13 protein-coding genes and 5 tRNA genes are annotated in these 19,384 nt (G+C 48.1%); 6 read left to right on the top strand and 12 right to left on the bottom strand.

What is annotated here, in order from left to right:
* Positions 1 to 27: 27 nt before the first annotated feature.
* Complete coding sequence (gene prlC / locus J4N45_RS00275; RefSeq protein ID WP_252013006.1) at positions 28 to 2,070, bottom strand: oligopeptidase A; 2,043 nt, start codon at positions 2,068 to 2,070, stop codon at positions 28 to 30.
* 185 nt (positions 2,071 to 2,255) lie between these two features.
* Here prlC and J4N45_RS00270 point away from each other — a divergent pair, with 185 nt between their 5' ends.
* From J4N45_RS00270 to J4N45_RS00250, 5 genes are all read left to right on the top strand, one after another.
* Entirely contained in the window at positions 2,256 to 3,095 is an 840-nt protein-coding gene (locus J4N45_RS00270) for a 23S rRNA (adenine(2030)-N(6))-methyltransferase RlmJ (RefSeq protein ID WP_234494818.1), read from the top strand.
* A 208-nt stretch (positions 3,096 to 3,303) separates the two neighbouring features.
* Positions 3,304 to 4,002 carry a glutathione S-transferase family protein gene (locus tag J4N45_RS00265; protein ID WP_252013005.1) on the top strand — a complete coding sequence of 233 codons (699 nt, stop codon included), beginning with the start codon at positions 3,304 to 3,306 and terminating at the stop codon, positions 4,000 to 4,002.
* A 219-nt stretch (positions 4,003 to 4,221) separates the two neighbouring features.
* Positions 4,222 to 5,577, top strand: a complete 1,356-nt coding sequence (gene gorA, locus J4N45_RS00260) for a glutathione-disulfide reductase (protein ID WP_252013004.1) — start codon at positions 4,222 to 4,224, stop codon at positions 5,575 to 5,577.
* A 305-nt stretch (positions 5,578 to 5,882) separates the two neighbouring features.
* Positions 5,883 to 7,349 carry a chitinase gene (locus J4N45_RS00255; RefSeq protein WP_252013003.1) on the top strand — a complete coding sequence of 489 codons (1,467 nt, stop codon included), beginning with the start codon at positions 5,883 to 5,885 and terminating at the stop codon, positions 7,347 to 7,349.
* 159 nt (positions 7,350 to 7,508) lie between these two features.
* On the top strand, positions 7,509 to 8,525 hold the full coding sequence (locus J4N45_RS00250; protein WP_128648340.1) for an acyltransferase: 1,017 nt from the start codon (positions 7,509 to 7,511) through the stop codon (positions 8,523 to 8,525).
* 12 nt (positions 8,526 to 8,537) lie between these two features.
* On the opposite strand, the gene J4N45_RS00245 is transcribed toward J4N45_RS00250, so the two are convergent.
* The 10 genes from J4N45_RS00245 to J4N45_RS00200 all read right to left on the bottom strand — a co-directional run bounded on the left by J4N45_RS00245 (position 8,538) and on the right by J4N45_RS00200 (position 16,541).
* Positions 8,538 to 9,521 (bottom strand): SPOR domain-containing protein, encoded by a 984-nt coding sequence (locus tag J4N45_RS00245; protein ID WP_252013002.1) that lies wholly within the window; start codon positions 9,519 to 9,521, stop codon positions 8,538 to 8,540.
* Positions 9,522 to 9,632: 111 nt separating this feature from the next.
* The gene (locus tag J4N45_RS00240; RefSeq protein WP_042501990.1) at positions 9,633 to 10,574 is read right to left on the bottom strand and encodes an ABC transporter permease; all 942 of its coding nucleotides are present in this window, start codon (positions 10,572 to 10,574) and stop codon (positions 9,633 to 9,635) included.
* Positions 10,575 to 10,576: 2 nt separating this feature from the next.
* Positions 10,577 to 11,554: an ABC transporter permease gene (locus J4N45_RS00235; protein ID WP_042477785.1), complete on the bottom strand. Its 978-nt coding sequence runs from the start codon at positions 11,552 to 11,554 to the stop codon at positions 10,577 to 10,579.
* A 117-nt stretch (positions 11,555 to 11,671) separates the two neighbouring features.
* Positions 11,672 to 13,225, bottom strand: a complete 1,554-nt coding sequence (locus J4N45_RS00230) for an ABC transporter substrate-binding protein (protein WP_252013001.1) — start codon at positions 13,223 to 13,225, stop codon at positions 11,672 to 11,674.
* A gap of 86 nt (positions 13,226 to 13,311) precedes the next feature.
* On the bottom strand, positions 13,312 to 15,030 hold the full coding sequence (locus J4N45_RS00225) for a dipeptide ABC transporter ATP-binding protein (protein ID WP_112461466.1): 1,719 nt from the start codon (positions 15,028 to 15,030) through the stop codon (positions 13,312 to 13,314).
* A 931-nt stretch (positions 15,031 to 15,961) separates the two neighbouring features.
* Positions 15,962 to 16,038, bottom strand: a tRNA-Pro gene (locus tag J4N45_RS00220).
* Positions 16,039 to 16,093: 55 nt separating this feature from the next.
* Positions 16,094 to 16,169 (bottom strand) — tRNA-His (locus tag J4N45_RS00215).
* Positions 16,170 to 16,213: 44 nt separating this feature from the next.
* Positions 16,214 to 16,290, bottom strand: a tRNA-Pro gene (locus J4N45_RS00210).
* A 68-nt stretch (positions 16,291 to 16,358) separates the two neighbouring features.
* A tRNA-His gene (locus J4N45_RS00205) sits at positions 16,359 to 16,434 on the bottom strand.
* Between the two features lie 30 nt (positions 16,435 to 16,464).
* Positions 16,465 to 16,541: transfer RNA gene (locus J4N45_RS00200), tRNA-Arg, on the bottom strand.
* Positions 16,542 to 16,837: 296 nt separating this feature from the next.
* Between J4N45_RS00200 and J4N45_RS00195 the strand changes: the two genes are divergently transcribed.
* Positions 16,838 to 17,251, top strand: coding sequence for a c-type cytochrome (locus tag J4N45_RS00195; protein WP_042477783.1), 414 nt, complete (start codon positions 16,838 to 16,840; stop codon positions 17,249 to 17,251).
* Between the two features lie 78 nt (positions 17,252 to 17,329).
* On the opposite strand, the gene rep is transcribed toward J4N45_RS00195, so the two are convergent.
* Positions 17,330 to 19,348 carry a DNA helicase Rep gene (gene rep, locus J4N45_RS00190; RefSeq protein WP_252013000.1) on the bottom strand — a complete coding sequence of 673 codons (2,019 nt, stop codon included), beginning with the start codon at positions 19,346 to 19,348 and terminating at the stop codon, positions 17,330 to 17,332.
* Between the last annotated feature and the right edge of the window lie 36 nt (positions 19,349 to 19,384).

The following is a 19,384-nucleotide window of genomic DNA, read 5'->3' as shown; positions in this document are numbered from 1 at the left end:
GATGCGACGCTAGGAGCAAAGGGCTAACTAAGCACTAATCCCAGAATGACGCAGCAACGCATCAATCTGCGGCTCACGGCCACGGAAGCGCTTAAACAGCTCCATCGGCTCTTCACTGCCACCCATTTCTAGAATGTTGTTCAGGAAGCTTTGACCGGTCTCTTTATTAAAGATGCCCTCTTCTTCAAAGCGCGAGTACGCATCGGAAGATAGCACTTCTGCCCATAAGTAGCTGTAGTAACCAGCACTGTAGCCACCAGCAAAGATGTGGCTAAAGCTATGCGAGAAGCGGTTCCACTCTAAGCTTGGCAATACAGCGACCTTGGATTTCACATCAGCAAGCGTCTCTAGTACACGTGCGCCGATGTCTGGATCGTATTCCGTGTGCAGCGTGAAGTCGAACAAACCGAACTCAAGCTGGCGCAGGATAAACATCGCCGACTGGAAGTTCTTCGCTGCCAACATCTTGTCTAGCATCGCTTTTGGCAATGGCTCACCGGTCTCGTAGTGACCTGAAATAAATGCCAGCGCCTCTTCTTCCCAGCACCAGTTCTCAAGGAACTGACTCGGTAGCTCGACCGCATCCCAAGGCACACCGTTAATACCAGACACGGCACCGGTGTCAATCTTGGTCAGCATGTGGTGAATGCCGTGGCCCGTTTCATGGAATAGCGTCACCACTTCATCGTGAGTGAACATAGCAGGCTTATTGCCCACTGGCTTGTTGAAGTTACACGTTAGGTAAGCCACTGGAGTTTGCAGTTCGCCGTCAGCATTGGTGCGGCGCACTCGGCATTCGTCCATCCATGCTCCGCCACGTTTGTGCTCACGAGCGTAGAGGTCTAGGTAGAAGCTGCCGCGCAGTGTGTCTTCACTATCGAAGATATCAAAGAAGCGTACCGACTCATGCCAAGTATCCACGCCTTCACGTTCAGTAATCTTCATACCGAAGACACGATTAAGCACTTCGAACAGGCCGCTAACCACTTTTGATTCTGGGAAGTATGGACGCAGTTCTTCGTCTGAGAACTGGAATAGGTGCTGCTTTTGCTTCTCACTGTAGTAAGCGATATCCCAAAGATTTAGCTCAGTCACACCGAACTCTTTCTCAGCAAACTGGCGTAGCTCTTCAACTTCACGCTCACCTTGAGGCTTGGCTTTCGTCGCAAGATCGTTCAAGAAACCAAGCACTTGTGCTGGGCTCTCAGCCATTTTGGTCGCCAGTGATTTCTCACTGAAGGTACCAAAACCAAGTAGGCGTGCAATCTCGTGACGCAGCTTTAGCTGCTCAGAAATGATTTCTGTGTTGTCCCATTTACCCGCATTCGGACCGCGATCCGAGGCGCGAGTCACGTACGCTTCGTACAGCTCTTTCCGCAGCGCTTGGTTATCACAGTATGTCAGAACCGGAAGGTAAGACGGAATATCCAGCGTTAATAGATAGCCCTCAAGCTCTTTCGCTTCCGCGGCGGCTTTCGCTGCGGCCAGCGCCGACTCTGGCATACCTGCTAGCTCTTTCTCATCGGTGATGTGCTTGGTCCAGCCCATAGTGGCATCGAGCACGTTGTTCGAAAACTGTGAACCGAGCTCTGACATGCGTTTGCTAATTTCGCCATAGCGATGCTGCTCGTCCGCTGGCAAACCAATGCCAGATAGCTCAAAGTCACGTAGGGAATCTTTGATGGTTTTTTGCTGAGCTTGGCTGAGCGCAGCAAACTCATCGCTGGCTTTGATCGCTTTGTATGCTTCATACAAACCTTTGTGCTGACCCACCCAAGTGCCATATTCAGACAGAATAGGTAGACAGCTCTCATACGCTTCGCGCAGCTCGTCGCTGTTCACGACAGAATTCATATGGCTCACTGGTGACCAAAGGCGGCTTAGCTTGTCATCAATCTCTTCGATTGGCGCAACAACATTGTCCCAGGTTGGGTTGGTATTGCCGTCAAGCACCGCATCAATCTTCGCGCGGCAGGCATCAATCGCTTGCTCGACTGCTGGTTTTACATGTTCTGGTTTGATCTGTGAAAAAGGAGGTAAGTCGGTAAACGTCAGTAATGGGTTTGACATGCAGCGTCCCTTTTTAGTTATTGGGTTCCTCACTCATTTGGTAGCAAGTGAGCGTAATTATTAAATAAATGTAGTCATTGGACTCGAATTTCAATCCTTACGACATGACGAAGTCGTAAGATCTCTGCCGCTCAGACAAAGAAGAGGTTATACTTCGTGCATTATTGTCTAACCGAGTCTTTATTTTGCTGAGCTATCGTCACAGTTTTCACGCGGGCAACCATGCCGATGTCGTGAAGCACATAGTACAAAGTCTTATCCTTAATTCTCTAAAAAACAAGGAAAAGCCATTCGTTTATCACGACACCCACTCAGGCGTTGGTCGCTACGATCTGACCCATGAATGGTCGGAGAAAACGGGAGAGTACAAGCAAGGTATTGGCAGACTTTGGGGCAACTCAGACATCCCAGAAGACATCGCCAGCTACATCGAGTCGATTGATACGCTAAATAACGGCGATGCGCTGCGTTACTACCCAGGTTCACCACGTGTGGCGCGCGCGCATCTGCGCCCGCAAGACCGTATGGTACTGACCGAGCTGCACCCTAGTGACTTCCCGCTACTAGAGCAAGAATTTCATCGCGACCGTCAGGTTAAGATCTTCAAAGAAGACGGTTTTAAACGCCTTAAGGCAAGCCTGCCACCAGCAGAGCGTCGCGGCCTAGTGTTGATTGACCCACCCTACGAGCTCGCCAGAGAGTATCGCGATGTGGTGACCGCGATTGCACAGAGCCATAAGCGTTGGGCAACGGGTATTTACGCGATTTGGTACCCAGTGGTGAATCGCTATGACATCGACGATATGATTGATGGTCTAGAAGGGCTCGGCATTCGCAAGATCCTTCAAATAGAGCTTGGGGTGTCTCCTGACACCAATGAACGCGGCATGACAGCTTCGGGCATGATTGTTATCAACCCGCCGTGGATGCTTGAGCAGCAGATGAAAGAGATTCTGCCATACCTTAAAGAGAAAATTGCCCCAGCAACAGGTCACTTTAAGGTGGAATGGATTGTTCCCGAATAGTCGGCTACTGAAAATAAGCTTATAGAACACTAAGCGCAAGCATCTGTTTTTCATAACAAGCTTGCGCTTTTTTATTGCCCAATCCCCCTCACTCAAAAAATATTTCGACTTTTTTGAAATTATTTTCGTCTTTCTCGACCTTCCCTCGTCTTACTAGTGAAAGTACTGAAGCAGTACACCTGAATAACATCCTAGTGAGGAAACCAACATGATTAAGATTGTTAGCTTTAAGATTTGTCCATTTGTTCAACGCGTGACAGCAGCACTGGAAGCTAAGCACATCCCTTACGAGATTGAGTACATCAGTCTAAGAGACAAACCGCAGTGGTTTTTAGATATCTCACCGAATGGCCAAGTACCTGTCATGGTGACCGAGTCCGGTACAGCGCTGTTTGAGTCTGATGCGATAATCGAGTACATCGAAGATGAGTATGGCTCACTAGAGCAAGGCGTCACCAATGAGCAGCGTGCTCTTGACCGCGCATGGAGCTACCTAGGCTCGAAGCACTACCTTGCTCAATGCGGCACCATGAGCAGCAAAGATAAGGCAACCTTTGAAGAGCGTGCAGAAAAGCTGATTAAAGCGTTCCAAAAAGCAGAGAACCAACTGTCTGGTGAGACAAAGTTCTTTAAATCGGATGCGCTCAGCAATGTGGATATGGCATGGTTACCCTTGCTGCATCGAGCTGCCATTGTGAAGGCGCACTCAGGGTATGACTTCTTCTGTGGTCTGCCAAAGATGCAAGCATGGCAGCAAAACATTCTCGATTCGGGTTTGGTTGAGAAAACCGTATCTGAAGACTTCGATACGCTGTTTAGCAACTTCTATCTCACCAACACCTATCTGGCTGAAGGTAAAGATATGGTGCCAACATCAGGCTGCGGCACGAGTAGCTGCTGTGGTTAATCATGACGCACTGAGGGCACTTGCCCTCAGATTCATCGACATTAATCGTTATTAGTCATAATCAACGCAACTTTTTCCCATTGGAGAAAGTTGCTAGACTCGATTTATCATACGGACAGAGATTGCGGCTAACATGTTGGGTTGTTGAGTTCTGACAACATCGCCCCAATATGCTTTAGTACAAGCAATCAAAATATTTATAAGCTCTTGGAGAACGTAATGGCAACGCATTTTGACTATATCTGTATTGGTGGCGGCAGCGGCGGTATCGCATCTGCAAACCGTGCGGCAATGTATGGCGCGAAGGTTGCGCTTATCGAAGCGAAAGACCTAGGCGGTACTTGTGTAAACGTTGGCTGTGTACCTAAGAAGGTGATGTGGCACGGTGCGCAAATTGCTGAAGCGATGAACCTATACGCGGAAGACTATGGTTTTGACGTTGACGTTAAAGGCTTCGACTGGAACAAACTCGTTGAGAGCCGCCAAGCGTACATTGGTCGTATCCACCAATCTTACGATCGCGTACTAGGTAACAACAAAGTAAACGTTATCAAGGGCTTTGCTAAATTTGTTGACGCGAAAACTGTTGAGGTTGACGGCGAGCTATATACAGCTGACCACATCCTTATCGCAGTCGGTGGTCGTCCAACGATTCCAAACATCCCTGGTGCTGAATACGGTATCGACTCAAACGGCTTCTTCGACCTAGACGCACAACCTAAGCGTGTTGCTGTTGTAGGTGCAGGTTACATTGCTGTTGAGATCGCAGGCGTACTAAGCGCACTGGGTACAGAGACACACCTATTTGTTCGTAAAGAATCGCCACTACGTAGCTTCGATCCAATGATCATCGACACACTAGTCGAAGTAATGGATGCAGAAGGCCCAACACTGCACACTCAATCTGTGCCAAAAGAAGTGGTTAAAGAAGCAGACGGCAGCCTGACTCTTCACCTAGAGAACGGCGAGAGCCAAAACGTTGACCAGCTTATCTGGGCAATTGGTCGTCATCCAGCAACAGACGCTATCAACCTTAGCGCAACAGGCGTTGAGACTAACGATCGCGGCTACATCAAGGTAGACGAGTACCAAACAACCAACGTTGAAGGTATCTACTGTGTGGGCGATATCATGGAAGGTGGTATCGAGCTAACACCAGTGGCAGTTAAAGCGGGCCGTCAGCTTTCTGAGCGCCTATTTAACAACAAGCCAAACGCGAAAATGGACTACGACCTTGTCCCTACCGTGGTATTTAGTCACCCACCTATCGGCACCATTGGTCTAACAACGCAAGAAGCCGAAGCTAAGTACGGCGAAGAGAACGTGAAAGTGTACACATCAGGCTTCACTGCGATGTACACCGCAGTCACTAAGCACCGTCAGCCTTGTAAGATGAAGCTGGTATGTGCTGGCGACGATGAGAAAGTCGTTGGTCTGCATGGTATCGGCTTTACCGTGGATGAGATGATTCAAGGCTTTGCGGTAGCGATGAAGATGGGCGCGACCAAAGCGGACTTTGATTCAGTGGTTGCTATCCACCCAACGGGCTCAGAAGAGTTCGTGACTATGCGTTGATAGCGTTGATGTCGTTAAGGTGACTAAGCGTTAATCGCGACAAACGTACATTACCTAAAAGCCCAGCCATTGCTGGGCTTTTCTACATCTAAAGTTTCGAACCACCACACATCTTTACGCAATCGAGTTATTACTCATTCCCTCCCGCCATGAATCGCCTCGCAGCAATCCAACAACAAGCGCAGAACTAATGGTTTTCACAGTAACCAGCACATAGCCTTTGTTTTAGTTTTTTCTGCTAGCTAATAGATCTCTCTTAGCATGAGTCTCTGCAAACTAGCCCAATGAAATATAAGGAACGTGAAATGAAACCCAGCCAATTGTTGGTTACGGCAGCACTTGTAGGTACAAGCCTGCCAGCACTTGCCGTCAACCCTCAGCCCGACCCTACTAATCCAACTGGCTATGTATTGTTGCGTAGTGAAGTGCAGGCCAGCGCTGCGGCGCAAACCAGTGACCCGATGTACGCGGTTTGGGCTAATGCGCTTTCGACAGCACCGAATACCATTGTTGACGCGATTGATGCGGGACTGGCCAGCAACCCTGACAACGTCAAGCGAGCAGAGCGCGTGTTCCCTCGCTCGGAGTGGGACTTTCTCACTCAAATGGCCGCCCCGGAATACACCTATCAGCGATTTTTACAGGCCATAGGTAAGTTTCCCGCATTTTGTGGCGACTACACCGATGGACGTGATGCCGACGCTATCTGTAAACGTTCTATCGTTACAGCATTTGCCCACTTTGCCCAAGAAACTGGCGGACACATCGCCATTGATAACACCTGGGATAACCCATTGGCTTTAGAAGAATGGCAACAAGCCTTAGTACATGTGCGTGAAATGGGCTGGTCCGAAGGACAAGAAGGCTACACCACAGGGTGCGGTCAAAATGATTGGCAAAACAAGCGCTGGCCTTGTTCACCGAACCAAGGATATTTCGGCCGCGGCGCCAAGCAGCTTTCCTACCATTTTAACTACGGCCCTTTCTCGGAAGTGATGTTTGATGGTGACGCGACCGTTCTTCTTGATAACCCAGCCTTGGTGGCGGATTCATGGCTCAATCTCGCCTCGGCCATCTGGTTTTTCTTAACCCCACAAGCACCAAAACCCGCTATGCTGCACGTGATTGACCGGACTTGGACACCCTCGCAGCGTGAGCTTGATGCCGGCATTGGTTATGGCTTTGGTACCACCATCAATATCATTAACGGCGGCATTGAGTGCGGTGAGCAAAACAAAACCAAAGGCCAACCGGTCAATCGCATTCGCTATTGGGAAGGACTCGCGGCGCATTACCAAATTCCGATTGAGGCCGATGAGGCGAATACCTGTTGGCAACAGACGCCTTACGGTAGCTTGAATCTCAATGGCGCTACCGACGTGTTATACACCAACTGGGAAGCAAGCTGGAAATATCATGCCGATCGCCCTGGCGGGGTCTCGTTTGAATGTAACCTGGTCGGGTATCAAACGGCATACTCTGCGCTTGTCCCTGGCGATTACGAGAAGTGTGTGACTAATTTTTATGGCTCACATGCCAACTGGCCTGAAGTTCGTATCGTCGATCAGCTACCCAATACAGGAGGAAGCAATGGTGGTGGAGATACCAGCACACCGTCTGGCGTCATCGTTTGGGAAGCGGGAGTGACCCAAGCCGACGTTGGCGATACCGTGACACACCAAGGCAAGTGCTTTACCGTGAAAAACAAACCTGGGGTTTGGGAAACGCCCACTCAAACCAATTGGTTCTGGGAACAGGTCACCTGCCCATAAACTAGCAAGAGCCGCAGCTCGGTTTTTAGCTGTGGCTCGAGTCCTCTTTTTGACTTACTTGCCTGAGTTCAGGGCAATTTTTACACAACTCTGATCCACTCTCCCTTTCCTAGGTCGGAAAACTTCCTTATAGTTTGTTAAGACTGTAAGGAGTTGTTAATGGACAAAAAACACGTTTATTTCTTTGACGCTATGCGCTGTGTCGCTGCATTGGCGGTGATCATCATTCATGCTCTTGGGCCTTACCGTCATGAATTAGGACAAATCCCAATGGGCGAATGGGTCACGGCGATCACCTTTAACGGCTTCAGTCGCTGGGCAGTGCCGGTATTCATACTGATCACAGGTGCATTGATGCTCAATGACACACGCCCATTTGATCTCAAATATTACCTATCGCGCCGACTCGGCAAGGTGTTGATCCCATTTTTGGTGTGGTCGCTGTTTTATGCGTATTTATCAGGCTGGACGATTGAGGGCTTTGATGGCGGCACGGTGAAAGAGGTACTGGCAGAGAGCTACCATCACCAGACCTATTACCACCTTGGGTTCTTTTACTACTTCATTCCTTTGTATGCGGCTATTCCGTTTCTGCAAATCTTTGTTCGCAAGTTTGATGATGCAGCGCTCTACGCCTTCACGGGTCTTTGGCTACTGACGACTCTGCTGTTTTTGATGCGCATCGACGGACCTTGGAGTGAGCAGTTCTGGCTATATATGGGATTATTGCCATTAGGCTATATTTTGTATCAGAAGCTGCCTGCCAGTCGCAGCGTGGTTATCGCCTCGGTGATTTTAGGTGTTGGGGCTATGGCTCTGAGCAGCTATATGGTGGTGCAAGGCAGTATCGAAGCCGAACGCTATTATGTGGGCCGCTGGTTCTCTTACAAGACGCTAAATACTGTATTGGCAGCAAGTATGATTTTCATTGTTTGTAAGGCGTACGCCGATAGCCTAGCGCCTAAGGTGAAAAAAGTAGTGAGCTTTATCAGTCAATACAGCCTCGGTATCTATATTCTGCACCCACTGTTCTTGTGGCCAATGAACGAGCTCGGACTGCATCATGGTCACCCTATTTACATGATCCCATTCTGGGTTGTTATCAGTGGCGGCTTAGCACTGGCAACTAGCTGGCTTTTGGCTCGCAGTGCCAAGACCCGCTGGTTACTACCTTAGGGACAAGTTCGTTTACTTGCCTACACACACCACATTTAGCAGGGTGTTGCCTTTTAACGGTGACACCTTGCCATTAGTGAATAGCCCCTTTTGACCATCTCCCCAATAAGGCATTTGCAGCGGCCATTGATTGTTGACCATGACCTTAGAGTCCACCAAGGCTTGCCATTCAGTGTTGCTCACCAAATGCATATCAAGATCACTGCACACCTTAATCGCGCTGTTGTAGCTTAGTCGATTCCACGCCTTGTCATGTTCCATATAAAACTGATGGTCACCGCCTGAGAGGTAGGGAACCGCATAGCGCTTACCATCAAGTTCTGCGGAAAGTCTGACTGAGAGTGGCGAGGATTTAGTGGTTGGTAGTTCAGGAATGGTAGCTGCCTTTTTAACGGACTTGCTCGTGGCCGGTGAAGAGGATTGAGAAGCGGCTGGCTTAGGAATGGCTTGCTTTGCGAGTTTTTGCTCTGAGACTTGAGGCTTAGCGAAGGCTGCTTTGACGCCTGTGGGGTTTGATTGAGACGAGGACGAAGCCTTTGCAGTCTTCTCGCCGCGCTCCACCACTCGGATAAAGGCATCACGGTAACCGCGGATTCCCTTCACCTCATTTAAGTCTTGCTTAGCTTTATTCACATTAGTATAGGGACCTATTAGGCAGCGGTAGCTGCTTTTTTGCGGCAACATCCAAACATCAGAAGATATCTCAGAGTACAGCGGCATGGCTTGTTCCAAAGGCATGGGCGCTTCGAGTATCCCACATTGAATCCAGTATACCGCGCCCTCAGACACGGGCACCTTGCTCCCCCACACACCATTTCCTATTGGGCAATTTTCCGCAAGAACAGGGAGTTGATTGATGGAGGCTTGGCTAGCATCACATAGCGCATCATCAGCCGACGCCCCTGACGATATGACCAATATTCCGAGCAGAACACTACTACGCAGCCAGCTTATTGATGCGCTCGCTAATCCCTTTACTCTGCTAAAAGAGCTCATATCTATCCCCTGAACACTTCTTGTGAAATTTGCGACACAAATAAAAAGAGCCGCAATGATTTGCGACTCTTAGTGTAGTGAGGATTGGGTTTAAAAATCAATCACTCTCGATCACCCTTTGTAGATTTTCGGGTTAAATACATCACGTAGCCAGTCACCTAATAGGTTGATTACTAGTACTAAAGTGATCAGAACTAGACCTGGGAACGCAGTGATCCACCAAGCGCCCGAGAAGATGTACTTAAAGCCGATACTGATAAGGGCACCCAATGACGGTTGGTCAACCGGTAGGCCAAGACCTAGGAACGACAGCGCCGCTTCCGACATGATCGCATTCGCTACCTGTACTGTTGAGATAACCAAGATTGGTGACAAACAGTTTGGAAGAATGTGGCGGAACATGATGCGTGGCGCTTTAAAGCCCATCACGCGTGCCGCTTCCACATACTCTTTCTTCTTCTCAGCCAGTACCGAAGCACGAATGGTACGTGCGTACTGCGGCCATTCGGCAATACCGATGATCACCACCAGCATCAGCACCGCATACTGACTGAAGAACTCGCTACCAAAACTCGCCTTAAAGATTGCCGAGACAATGATCGCTACCATCATGGTTGAGAACGACAGCTGAACATCCGCAAAACGCATTAGGAAGCTATCAACACGGCCACCGAAGTAACCCGCTGACAAACCAATAACGGTACCCAGAAATAACTGAAGACCTACTGCCGCAAAGCCAATCGTTAGCGATAGACGAGAGCCGTAAAGAATCGTCGACAGAATATCACGACCTTGCTCATCGGTACCCAGCGGGAAGGTTGCGTCGCCGTCTTCCATCCAAGATGGTGGCAGCTCGGCATCCATAATGTCGATGGTGCTGAGATCATACGGGTTATGCGGTGCAATCAACGGCGAAGCTAACGACATCACTAGAATCACCATAAAGACAGTGAAACTCGTCATCGCAACCTTGTCGCGTTTGAAGTAATACAGAAAATCCGATTGTTTGAAACGCTCCCAACGTGAAGGAACGACTTGTACTGCTTGTGTCATGGTTATGCTCCTTTACCAGTTAGGTTTACTGTTGGGTTAATCAAGCCGTATAGCAGGTCGACGATGGTGTTAGTCACAACGAAGATAAGACCTACAAAGATAACGTAAGCGGTGATAAGCGGCGTATCTACGCGGTTGATTGCCTCTAGGAAAAGGAAGCCTGTACCAGGCCACTGGAATACGGTTTCGGTTAGGATGGTGTACGCCACCATGGTACCGATTTGCACGCCACCTACCGTCAATACTGGTAGCATGGTGTTTTTAAGCGCATGTTGGTAGTAGATCTTATGCAGCGCTAGACCTTTCGCCTTACCAAACTTGATGTACTCAGAGCTCAGCACTTCTAGCATCTCTGCACGCACTAGACGAATAAACAGCGGCAACATAATGGAAGCCAGTGCGATACACGGCAGCACCAAGTGTGCCAGACCATCAAGCGTTAGGAAGCCAGAGTCCCAACCAAACCAGTTTGCGGTTTCACCTCGTCCGTAGGACGGGAACCAGCCCAGTTCAATAGAGAAGACATACATCAACATGATTGCCGTTAGGAAAACAGGGATCGAGATACCGATGCTGCTGCCAGCCATGACAACTTTTGTAAAGAAACTCTTCGGGTTAATTGCAGAGTAAACCCCAAGAGGGATAGATAAACAGATTATGATTAACGTGGCACCAAATACCAGCTCTAGCGTCGCCACTAGCTTGCTCGCAATCACTTCAACCGCTGGGCGCTTGAAGAAGTATGAGTTGCCTAAATCACCTTGTACCGCGTTACCAAGAAAACGCGCGTATTTCGTAATGAAGGGATCGTTGAGGCCCATTTCATCACGCATCGCTTGACGCTCTGCTTCTGAAACCGACTGACCTACAAGTTCACGCAACGGGTCGCCCAGGTTATCCTGAATGGCAAACGCCACCAAACTGATCACAAACATCACTATCAGTGCCTGAAACAGGCGCTTGACCAGAAACGAAAACATTCCTTGCCCCTTATGTATCCATTACATTAAAAATTCGTTCAGCCTAAAAAACGCGCTCTGCTCGCTGAACAAAGCAGAGCGCGATTATCTGTCGCTTACTCAGCGAGAGAGTGCCGCTTATTTAACGACTAGGTCACCAAAGTATGGGAAGTTCATGCCGTTGATGATTGGGCCAATCTCAACGTTAGACTTCGCTGCCCATGATGGATCTTGCCAGTGTAGAGGAACAAACGCCGCTTCATTGTAAAGCGTTGCTTCTACTTGCTTAAGCATCGCGCTACGCTTCGCTAGGTCTGTCTCAGAGTTAGATGCAGAAACGATCTTGTCCACTTCTGGGTTAGAGTAGTGACCACAGTTGTACTGACCACGACCAGTCGCTTCATCACGAGTCATTGTTAGGAACTCTGTGAAGTTCGCTGAATCTTCTGTATCTGGGTGCCAGCCGATCATCATCATGTCTGCTGCACACTTATCAAACTCTGGCCAGTATTGCGCTTTAGGCATTGTCTTCAGATCAACCTTGATGCCGATCTTAGATAGCATTGCTGCCGCAGCTTGTGCAATCTTGTCATCGTTCACGTAACGGTTGTTTGGCGCCATCATAGATAGCGTAAAGCCGTTCTCGTAGCCCGCTTCCTTCATTAGCTCTTTCGCTTTCTTCAGGTCGTAGCGTGGCTTAAGATCTTCGTTGTAACCCGCGTAACCAACTGGGCTTTGCTGACCAGCAGGTGTCGCAGCACCTTTCATGATCTTCTTAGCAATACCTTCGTTGTTGATTGCGTGAACGATAGCTTGACGAACGCGAACGTCTTTCAGCGCTTCGTTGCTGTTTTGGTTCATTTGGAACGTGATTACACGCGTACCAGGCATAGTGTATAGGTTGATATTGCTTGCGCTATCCACACGCTTGTAGTCGTTTGGTGCGACTGGAGCAATCATGTCTACATCGCCAGAAAGAAGTGCTGCTACACGCGTTGCCGCTTCTTTGATTGGTACAAGTGTTAGGTTATCAACGTTACCTTTTGATTCGGTATCCCAGTAGTTAGGGTTACGCTCAAACTCAACCTTGATGCCTTGCTCACGAGATTTAACCGTGAATGGGCCAGTACCAGAAACGTTAGTAGAAGCAAAAGAGTTACCGTGCTTAACGATTTCGCCTTTGTCTTTACCGTCTTCTGTTGTACCAGAGTAGAACTTGCTGTCCATTGGGAAGATGTACGTTGCCACGTTCTCAACTAGCGGGTAAGTACCGTCAGTCTTGATTTCGATGGTGTAGTCGTCAACTTTAGTCAGTGATACTAGCGGCGCAAAGATACCTTTGAAGTCAGCAGACTTCTTAAGACGCGCAAATGTCCATACTACGTCGTCAGCCGTTAGCTCGTTACCAGAATGGAACTTAACGCCTTTACGTAGGTTGAAACGCATAGTTTCGTTGTCGACACGTTCCCAAGACTCAGCCAAACGTGGCTCGAATTCCATGTCTTGGTTAAAACGTACTAGTGGGTCAAATACCATGTGTGAAAGCTGCATCACACCGCCAGATAGCTGCTCTTGTGGATCAAGCGTTACTGGGTCAGCGTCGTATGCTACGGTGATGTTTGCTGCTGCAGCGCTAAAGCTTAGGCCAGCTGCCATCAAAGCCACTGCTAATTTACTTTTCATGGTTTTCATTGTGCATAACTCCTTCATGCGGGGATCCGGATCCCTTTTTGTTGTGTTTGCTTCTGCTTATATTTCCGATTAGGAACTTATTTGGCTTACGCCGTTTTTACTACGTCTTCTCTTAAACCTGTAAACTCAGGCATCAAGGAAATCAGTTGCTTGCTGTATTCGTGTTGTGGGTCGGTAAACAATTGCTCAGTAGGCGCCACTTCCAGTAGCGTACCCATTTGCATGACGCCCACTCGGTCACACATCTGACGGATAACCGGCAGGTCGTGACTGATGAACAGCATGGTGAGATTCAGCTCTTGCTGAAGATCTTTAAGTAGGTTCAAAATCTGAGCCTGAACCGATACATCCAGTGCAGATGTTGGCTCATCACAAATCAATAGACGCGGACGCGTTGCCAGTGCACGCGCGATAGAAATACGCTGACGCTGACCACCGGAGAACTCATGCGGATACTTCACACCCGCCATCTTGCCAAGACCCACGTGCTCAAGCAGATCTTCAACAATCTGTTTGGTTTCTGACTCGTTAGCGGTCAGTTTGTGGAAACGAATTGGCTCAGCGATGATGTCGTAGATCTTCATGCGCGGGTTCATTGAGGTGTATGGGTTTTGGAACACCATCTGCATCTGACGACGCATTGGACGACGCTCTTTCTCCGACTTAAGCGAGGTTAAGTCGATACCCTCAAACGTCACTTTGCCTGAATTTGGTGCGTAAAGACCGGCGATAACACGCGCAATAGTAGATTTACCTGAACCCGACTCACCTACTAGGCCAAATGTCTCACCTTCGTGAACCTCAAAGCTCACGTTGTTCGACGCCTGAACGTACTCACGACGGCTTTCGAACAAAGAGTCTTTGGTCACAAAGCGTAGGTTTACATTCTCCACGTTAAGGAGTGGACCCGTGTAATCACGGTGATCTTGGCTTTGACCTAGCCAGTGGTTTTTCACATCAAGCGGCTCCATTTCGTGAGCTTCTTCGATGTAGCTAACCAGCGGGAAGCGATCCAGTTTCATGTCTGAACGAGGAACCGCAGAGATCAGGCTGCGTGTGTATGGGTGATCAGGATCGCCCAGTACTTTCTTAGTCGCACCAAACTCAACTAGGTCACCGCGATACATCACTGCCACGCGGTCAGTCACGTTAGAAACCACACCCATATCGTGCGTCACTAGCATACAACCCACGTTGTTCTTGATGCACAGGTCGCGAATCAAACCTAGGATTTGATCTTGAATTGATACATCGAGTGCCGTGGTTGGTTCATCTGCAATGATAAGGTCAGGCTCACCCGCTAGCGCGATAGCGATAACGACACGTTGGCGCATACCACCAGAGAACTGGTGTGGGTATTGCTTAAGACGGTTTTCAGGCTGTGGAATACCCACTTGCTTCATTAGGTTAAGCGAGCGCTCATAGGCTTGCTCATCCGTCACCTTCATATTGGCGTGGATGGTCTCTTTTAATTGTTGCTCAACCGTGAAGAGTGGATTAAGTGAGGTCATTGGGTCTTGGAAAATAAACCCTATTTTTGAGCCACGAACTTTTCGCATCTGTTCAGGAGATAAACCGGAGATTTTCTCTCCATCCAAGAACACTTCGCCACCAGCGATAGTCCCTGGAGGTGATAGCAAATCGATCACCGCATTACCTACGGTCGATTTACCTGCACCAGACTCACCCACAACACCAACTATTTCACCGCGTTCAATATTGAACGACAAATTTTTAACCGCGGCATGTACCCCATGGCGAGATGGGTATTCGATACGAAGATCTTTAACTTCTAATAATGACATTACCAGACCTCTACTGCTTTGGCAGTTTTCTGCCCCTGTCTGAAAAATTGAATCCATTCTTAGGCAGCATTTTCTGCTGACTAATTACAAGTGCATCAATTTGGCAAATCTTTCACAGAAAAGCAACAAAAATAGGATAAAAATTCGAAATTGAGCAAATCTAAAGCAGTATAAATAAATATTTATGCACATTAACTACATATAGTAATGAGACCACCCATCTAAAAACTTGATGTAGCACCAATAAAACGCACTATAAAACGATCATAAATCGCTATGCATCACGATATTAGCCATATTAATGACTAAAGCAGTGCGAATAGTTATTCCGTAATCATTTTAACACTATGGAAACATAAGTTTTGTAACAATGCCGTTTGCAGAACTAAAGTCTAGATCTTAATCACACTTCACAAGCGAAACGCTCAAAGATCGAGAGTAGGCAACATTTTCCGCTACATTAAATTGCAACATGATTGTGGCATGCAATATAGACAAAACTCTGGGATTCTGGAGTTAGCTAGACTGAAACACCATTTCTTATCAGACAAGAATCGTAGAAATGTTATTCAGCCAAGCTCCAATAAGACAACAGACCATTTATAAAGAAGGAAAACACGATTCAACGAAAAAATGCCGCTAATCGGACAACAGAATGATATGTGACTAGATACATGACCTAATGACAGATAATTTTGGAGATCATGTAGGATTTTCAATTTTGCGCTTTTCTAGCGTGTAGATGAGAGAACCTCGTATGACGAGGAAGCTTCGAATGATACTAGTGAAGAGGAATTCGATTGGTTCGACACTCGACGACTGGGCTTCCATGGGACTGGGCTTCCATCCCCCGACTCGCATGGGTTTTCCTTAAAACCTGCAAACCATATATACGAAAAAAGCCTCGTCTTTCGACGAGGCTTTCGAATGGTGGTCGGTGAAGAGGGATTCGAACCCCCGACCCTCTGGTCCCAAACCAGATGCGCTACCAAGCTGCGCTATTCACCGACAATGTTTTATTACGAGTCAACTCGTAAGGGGAAGCAAATGCTACCAAAATAAATGGGGTGGCTAACGAGATTCGAACTCGCGACCACCGGAATCACAATCCAGGGCTCTACCAACTGAGCTATAGCCACCACAAATTTTGTTTTGTTACCGTCATCAACAGTAACTGAAATAGTGGTCGGTGAAGAGGGATTCGAACCCCCGACCCTCTGGTCCCAAACCAGATGCGCTACCAAGCTGCGCTATTCACCGACGATGTTCTTTTCAGAACGCTTTCGTTTCGATTAAATCAAAACTGGAGACAAAAGTCACCGAAATAATGGGGTGGCTAACGAGATTCGAACTCGCGACCACCGGAATCACAATCCAGGGCTCTACCAACTGAGCTATAGCCACCACTATTTTTTGCCAATAATTATATCCGGATGGCACGCCCGAAAGGATTCGAACCTTCGACCTTTGGCTCCGGAGGCCAACGCTCTATCCAGCTGAGCTACGGGCGCATGCCCTATCGGCGGATGGGAATAATACGGATATCACACTATGCCGTAAAGTACTTTTTTAACTTTTTTTTTCGTTTGTTGGCTTTTTCAGCACTTTGGTACAGAAAATACTAGCTTTACGATGTGATTCACCCCGTGAAGCTGAAAAGTTGTGGTTTATTGCAACAAGTTAACAGGATATAATCACCCAATGTTTACATTGATTTAACAGCCGTTAGATCAGCAAGCAGAATAAAATCGTATAAATGAATAGCAAGCAGCGACTTGCTACCTTGTTGGATAGTAAAGTGAGTTTAATGGATATGTCTCGTCGAATCTTAACTGTGTTGTTCGCCGCACTAACTTTTTCTACTGCCTCTTTTGCAGCGGATGTGAGCCAAGAAGAATATGACGCTATCGCAGAGCGTATTAAACCCGTTGGTGGCGTTTACTTAGCAGGTAGCGAACCTGTTGTTGCAGAGCCAACTGGTCCACGTGATGGTGCCACTGTTTACAATACCTTCTGTACTGCTTGTCACTCTATTGGTGTCAGCGGTGCTCCTAAAACGGGTGACGCTGGTGACTGGGCACCACGTATCGCGCAAGGCAAAGACGTGTTGGCTGATCACGCCATCAACGGCTTTAACGCGATGCCAGCGAAAGGCTCTTGTATGGATTGTTCTGACCAAGAAATCATTGATGCTATCGAGCACATGATCGCGGGTCTGTAATCCAGCAATACGCACTGTATAAAAAGAAGGGGCTCACTAGATAGTGAGCCCCTTCTTTTTATACAGTGCAATCTCGCGTTATTTTTTATTAAACATCGCGCGAATATTGGCGATATGCGCCTGACCTTTTTGCATGCGCTCTTCCGCTGACACCGGCTTTTTCGCTTGCTCCCATTCAACATCATCAAACGGCAGCTCATCGAGAAATCGGCTGTGCTCAGGCTTGATTAGCTCACCAAACTGACGGCGCTCCTTACATATAGTAAAGGTCAGCTCCTTTTGCGCGCGAGTGATACCGACATACATCAAGCGGCGTTCTTCTTCGACATTGTCCTCATCAATGCTGGTTTGATGCGGCAAAATGCCCTCTTCTGACCCTATCAAATAGACATAAGGAAATTCCAACCCCTTTGAGGCATGCAGCGTCATCAATTGAACCGCATCGCTGTCATCATCTTCTTCACCCCGTTCCATCATGTCGCGCAGGGTTAGACGCTGAACCACTTCTTTGAGCGTCTTCTCTTCTTTGTCGTAGTTGTCACCCTCTAAATCAGCAACAATCCACGAATAAAGATCAGAGACGTTCTTCATGCGCATTTCAGCCGCTTTTGCGCTGGATGACGTTTCGTACAGCCAATCTTCATAGTTGATATCACGAACCAAAGCACGCACAGCCTCTACTGTGTTGCCACGCTCTGCATTATCGGCGATAGCGACGACCCATTGGGTAAAGCGGCGCAGGTTTTCAAGGCCGCGGCCGGTAAGGTGCTGCTCTAACCCAAGCTCGAAGCTTGCCTCAAACAAGCTTTTGCCTCGCATATTGGCATAACTGCCCAGCTTCTCTAGTGTTGCAGGACCAATCTCGCGACGCGGCGTGTTTACGATGCGCAAGAAAGCATTATCATCGTCTGGGTTCACGAGCACACGTAGATACGCCATGATGTCTTTGATCTCGGCGCGCGCAAAAAATGACGTGCCTCCTGAGATCTTGTAAGGCACACGGTTTTGCATCAATACCTTTTCAATCAGGCGCGACTGATGGTTGCCTCTATATAAGATGGCATAGTCACGATACTCAGTTCGATTCACAAATCGATGAGCAATAAGTTCGCCGGTGACGCGTTCTGCCTCATGCTCCTCGTTTTTGGCTTTAAGTACTTTAAGCTTTTCACCATCAGGGATCTCTGAGAACAGCGACTTCTCAAATACGTGCGGGTTATTGGCAATCAGAATATTTGCAGCGCGCAAAATTCGACTGGTTGAGCGATAGTTTTGCTCCAGCATCACCGCTTTTAGGTTTGGAAAATCTTTGTTGAGCAATACAAGGTTCTGCGGTTTCGCGCCACGCCATGAATAGATAGATTGGTCATCATCGCCTACAACGGTAAATCGAGCCCGTTCGCCAACCAACAGCTTAACAAGTTCGTACTGACTGGTATTGGTATCTTGATACTCATCCACCAGCAAATACTGAATACGTTTCTGCCAACGCTCACGGACTTCTTGATTGGTCTTAAGCAAAATAACCGGGAGTGCAATCAGGTCATCAAAGTCGAGCGCGTTATAGGCTTTCATCTGGATTTGGTACATCTCAAAGCAGTGCGCAAACAGTTGTTCTTGCTCTGAACGTGCACTGCCTTTGACCTGCTCTGGCGTGAGCATGTCGTTTTTCCAGTTCGAAATAGAGCTGAGCAGCGAACGGAGGAGGTCCTTATCACCATCAAGCTGTTTTTCAGTGAGCTCTTTGAGCAGTGCCATCTGGTCCTGATCATCAAACAAAGAGAAACCTGCTTTCAAGCCCAGCGCCTTATACTCGCGGCGAATAACGTTCAGCCCCATGGTGTGGAAGGTCGACACCATCAAGCCTTTAGATTCATTCTTACCAAGCGTTTGACCAACACGCTCTTTCATCTCCCGAGCGGCTTTGTTGGTGAACGTCACCGCAGCGATATTTCTCGCCTTATACCCGCAGTTTTGAACTAGGTAGGCTATCTTATTAGTAATCACGCGGGTTTTACCTGACCCTGCACCAGCGAGAACCAGGCATGGACCAGAGACGTATTTCACCGCCATATCTTGCTGCGGATTTAGCTTCATTAATGTGCTCACTACTCACGACTTGTAACGCGCACA

This window comes from Vibrio sp. SCSIO 43140 (assembly GCF_023716585.1).
Lineage (GTDB): Bacteria > Pseudomonadota > Gammaproteobacteria > Enterobacterales > Vibrionaceae > Vibrio > Vibrio maritimus_B.
The sequence above is the reverse complement of the archived record's forward strand: the minus strand, read 5'-3'. Positions and strand labels throughout refer to the sequence as shown.

What these genes read in the sequence shown, in the direction of transcription:
- prlC (WP_252013006.1), bottom strand. Translation starts at nt 2,070, where the DNA reads ATGTCAAACCCATTACTGACGTTTACCGACTTACCTCCTTTTTCACAG.
- J4N45_RS00265 (WP_252013005.1), top strand. Translation starts at nt 3,304, where the DNA reads ATGATTAAGATTGTTAGCTTTAAGATTTGTCCATTTGTTCAACGCGTG.
- gorA (WP_252013004.1), top strand. Translation starts at nt 4,222, where the DNA reads ATGGCAACGCATTTTGACTATATCTGTATTGGTGGCGGCAGCGGCGGT.
- J4N45_RS00255 (WP_252013003.1), top strand. Translation starts at nt 5,883, where the DNA reads ATGAAACCCAGCCAATTGTTGGTTACGGCAGCACTTGTAGGTACAAGC.
- J4N45_RS00250 (WP_128648340.1), top strand. Translation starts at nt 7,509, where the DNA reads ATGGACAAAAAACACGTTTATTTCTTTGACGCTATGCGCTGTGTCGCT.
- J4N45_RS00245 (WP_252013002.1), bottom strand. Translation starts at nt 9,521, where the DNA reads ATGAGCTCTTTTAGCAGAGTAAAGGGATTAGCGAGCGCATCAATAAGC.
- J4N45_RS00240 (WP_042501990.1), bottom strand. Translation starts at nt 10,574, where the DNA reads ATGACACAAGCAGTACAAGTCGTTCCTTCACGTTGGGAGCGTTTCAAA.
- J4N45_RS00235 (WP_042477785.1), bottom strand. Translation starts at nt 11,554, where the DNA reads ATGTTTTCGTTTCTGGTCAAGCGCCTGTTTCAGGCACTGATAGTGATG.
- J4N45_RS00230 (WP_252013001.1), bottom strand. Translation starts at nt 13,225, where the DNA reads ATGAAAACCATGAAAAGTAAATTAGCAGTGGCTTTGATGGCAGCTGGC.
- J4N45_RS00225 (WP_112461466.1), bottom strand. Translation starts at nt 15,030, where the DNA reads ATGTCATTATTAGAAGTTAAAGATCTTCGTATCGAATACCCATCTCGC.
- J4N45_RS00195 (WP_042477783.1), top strand. Translation starts at nt 16,838, where the DNA reads ATGGATATGTCTCGTCGAATCTTAACTGTGTTGTTCGCCGCACTAACT.
- rep (WP_252013000.1), bottom strand. Translation starts at nt 19,348, where the DNA reads ATGAAGCTAAATCCGCAGCAAGATATGGCGGTGAAATACGTCTCTGGT.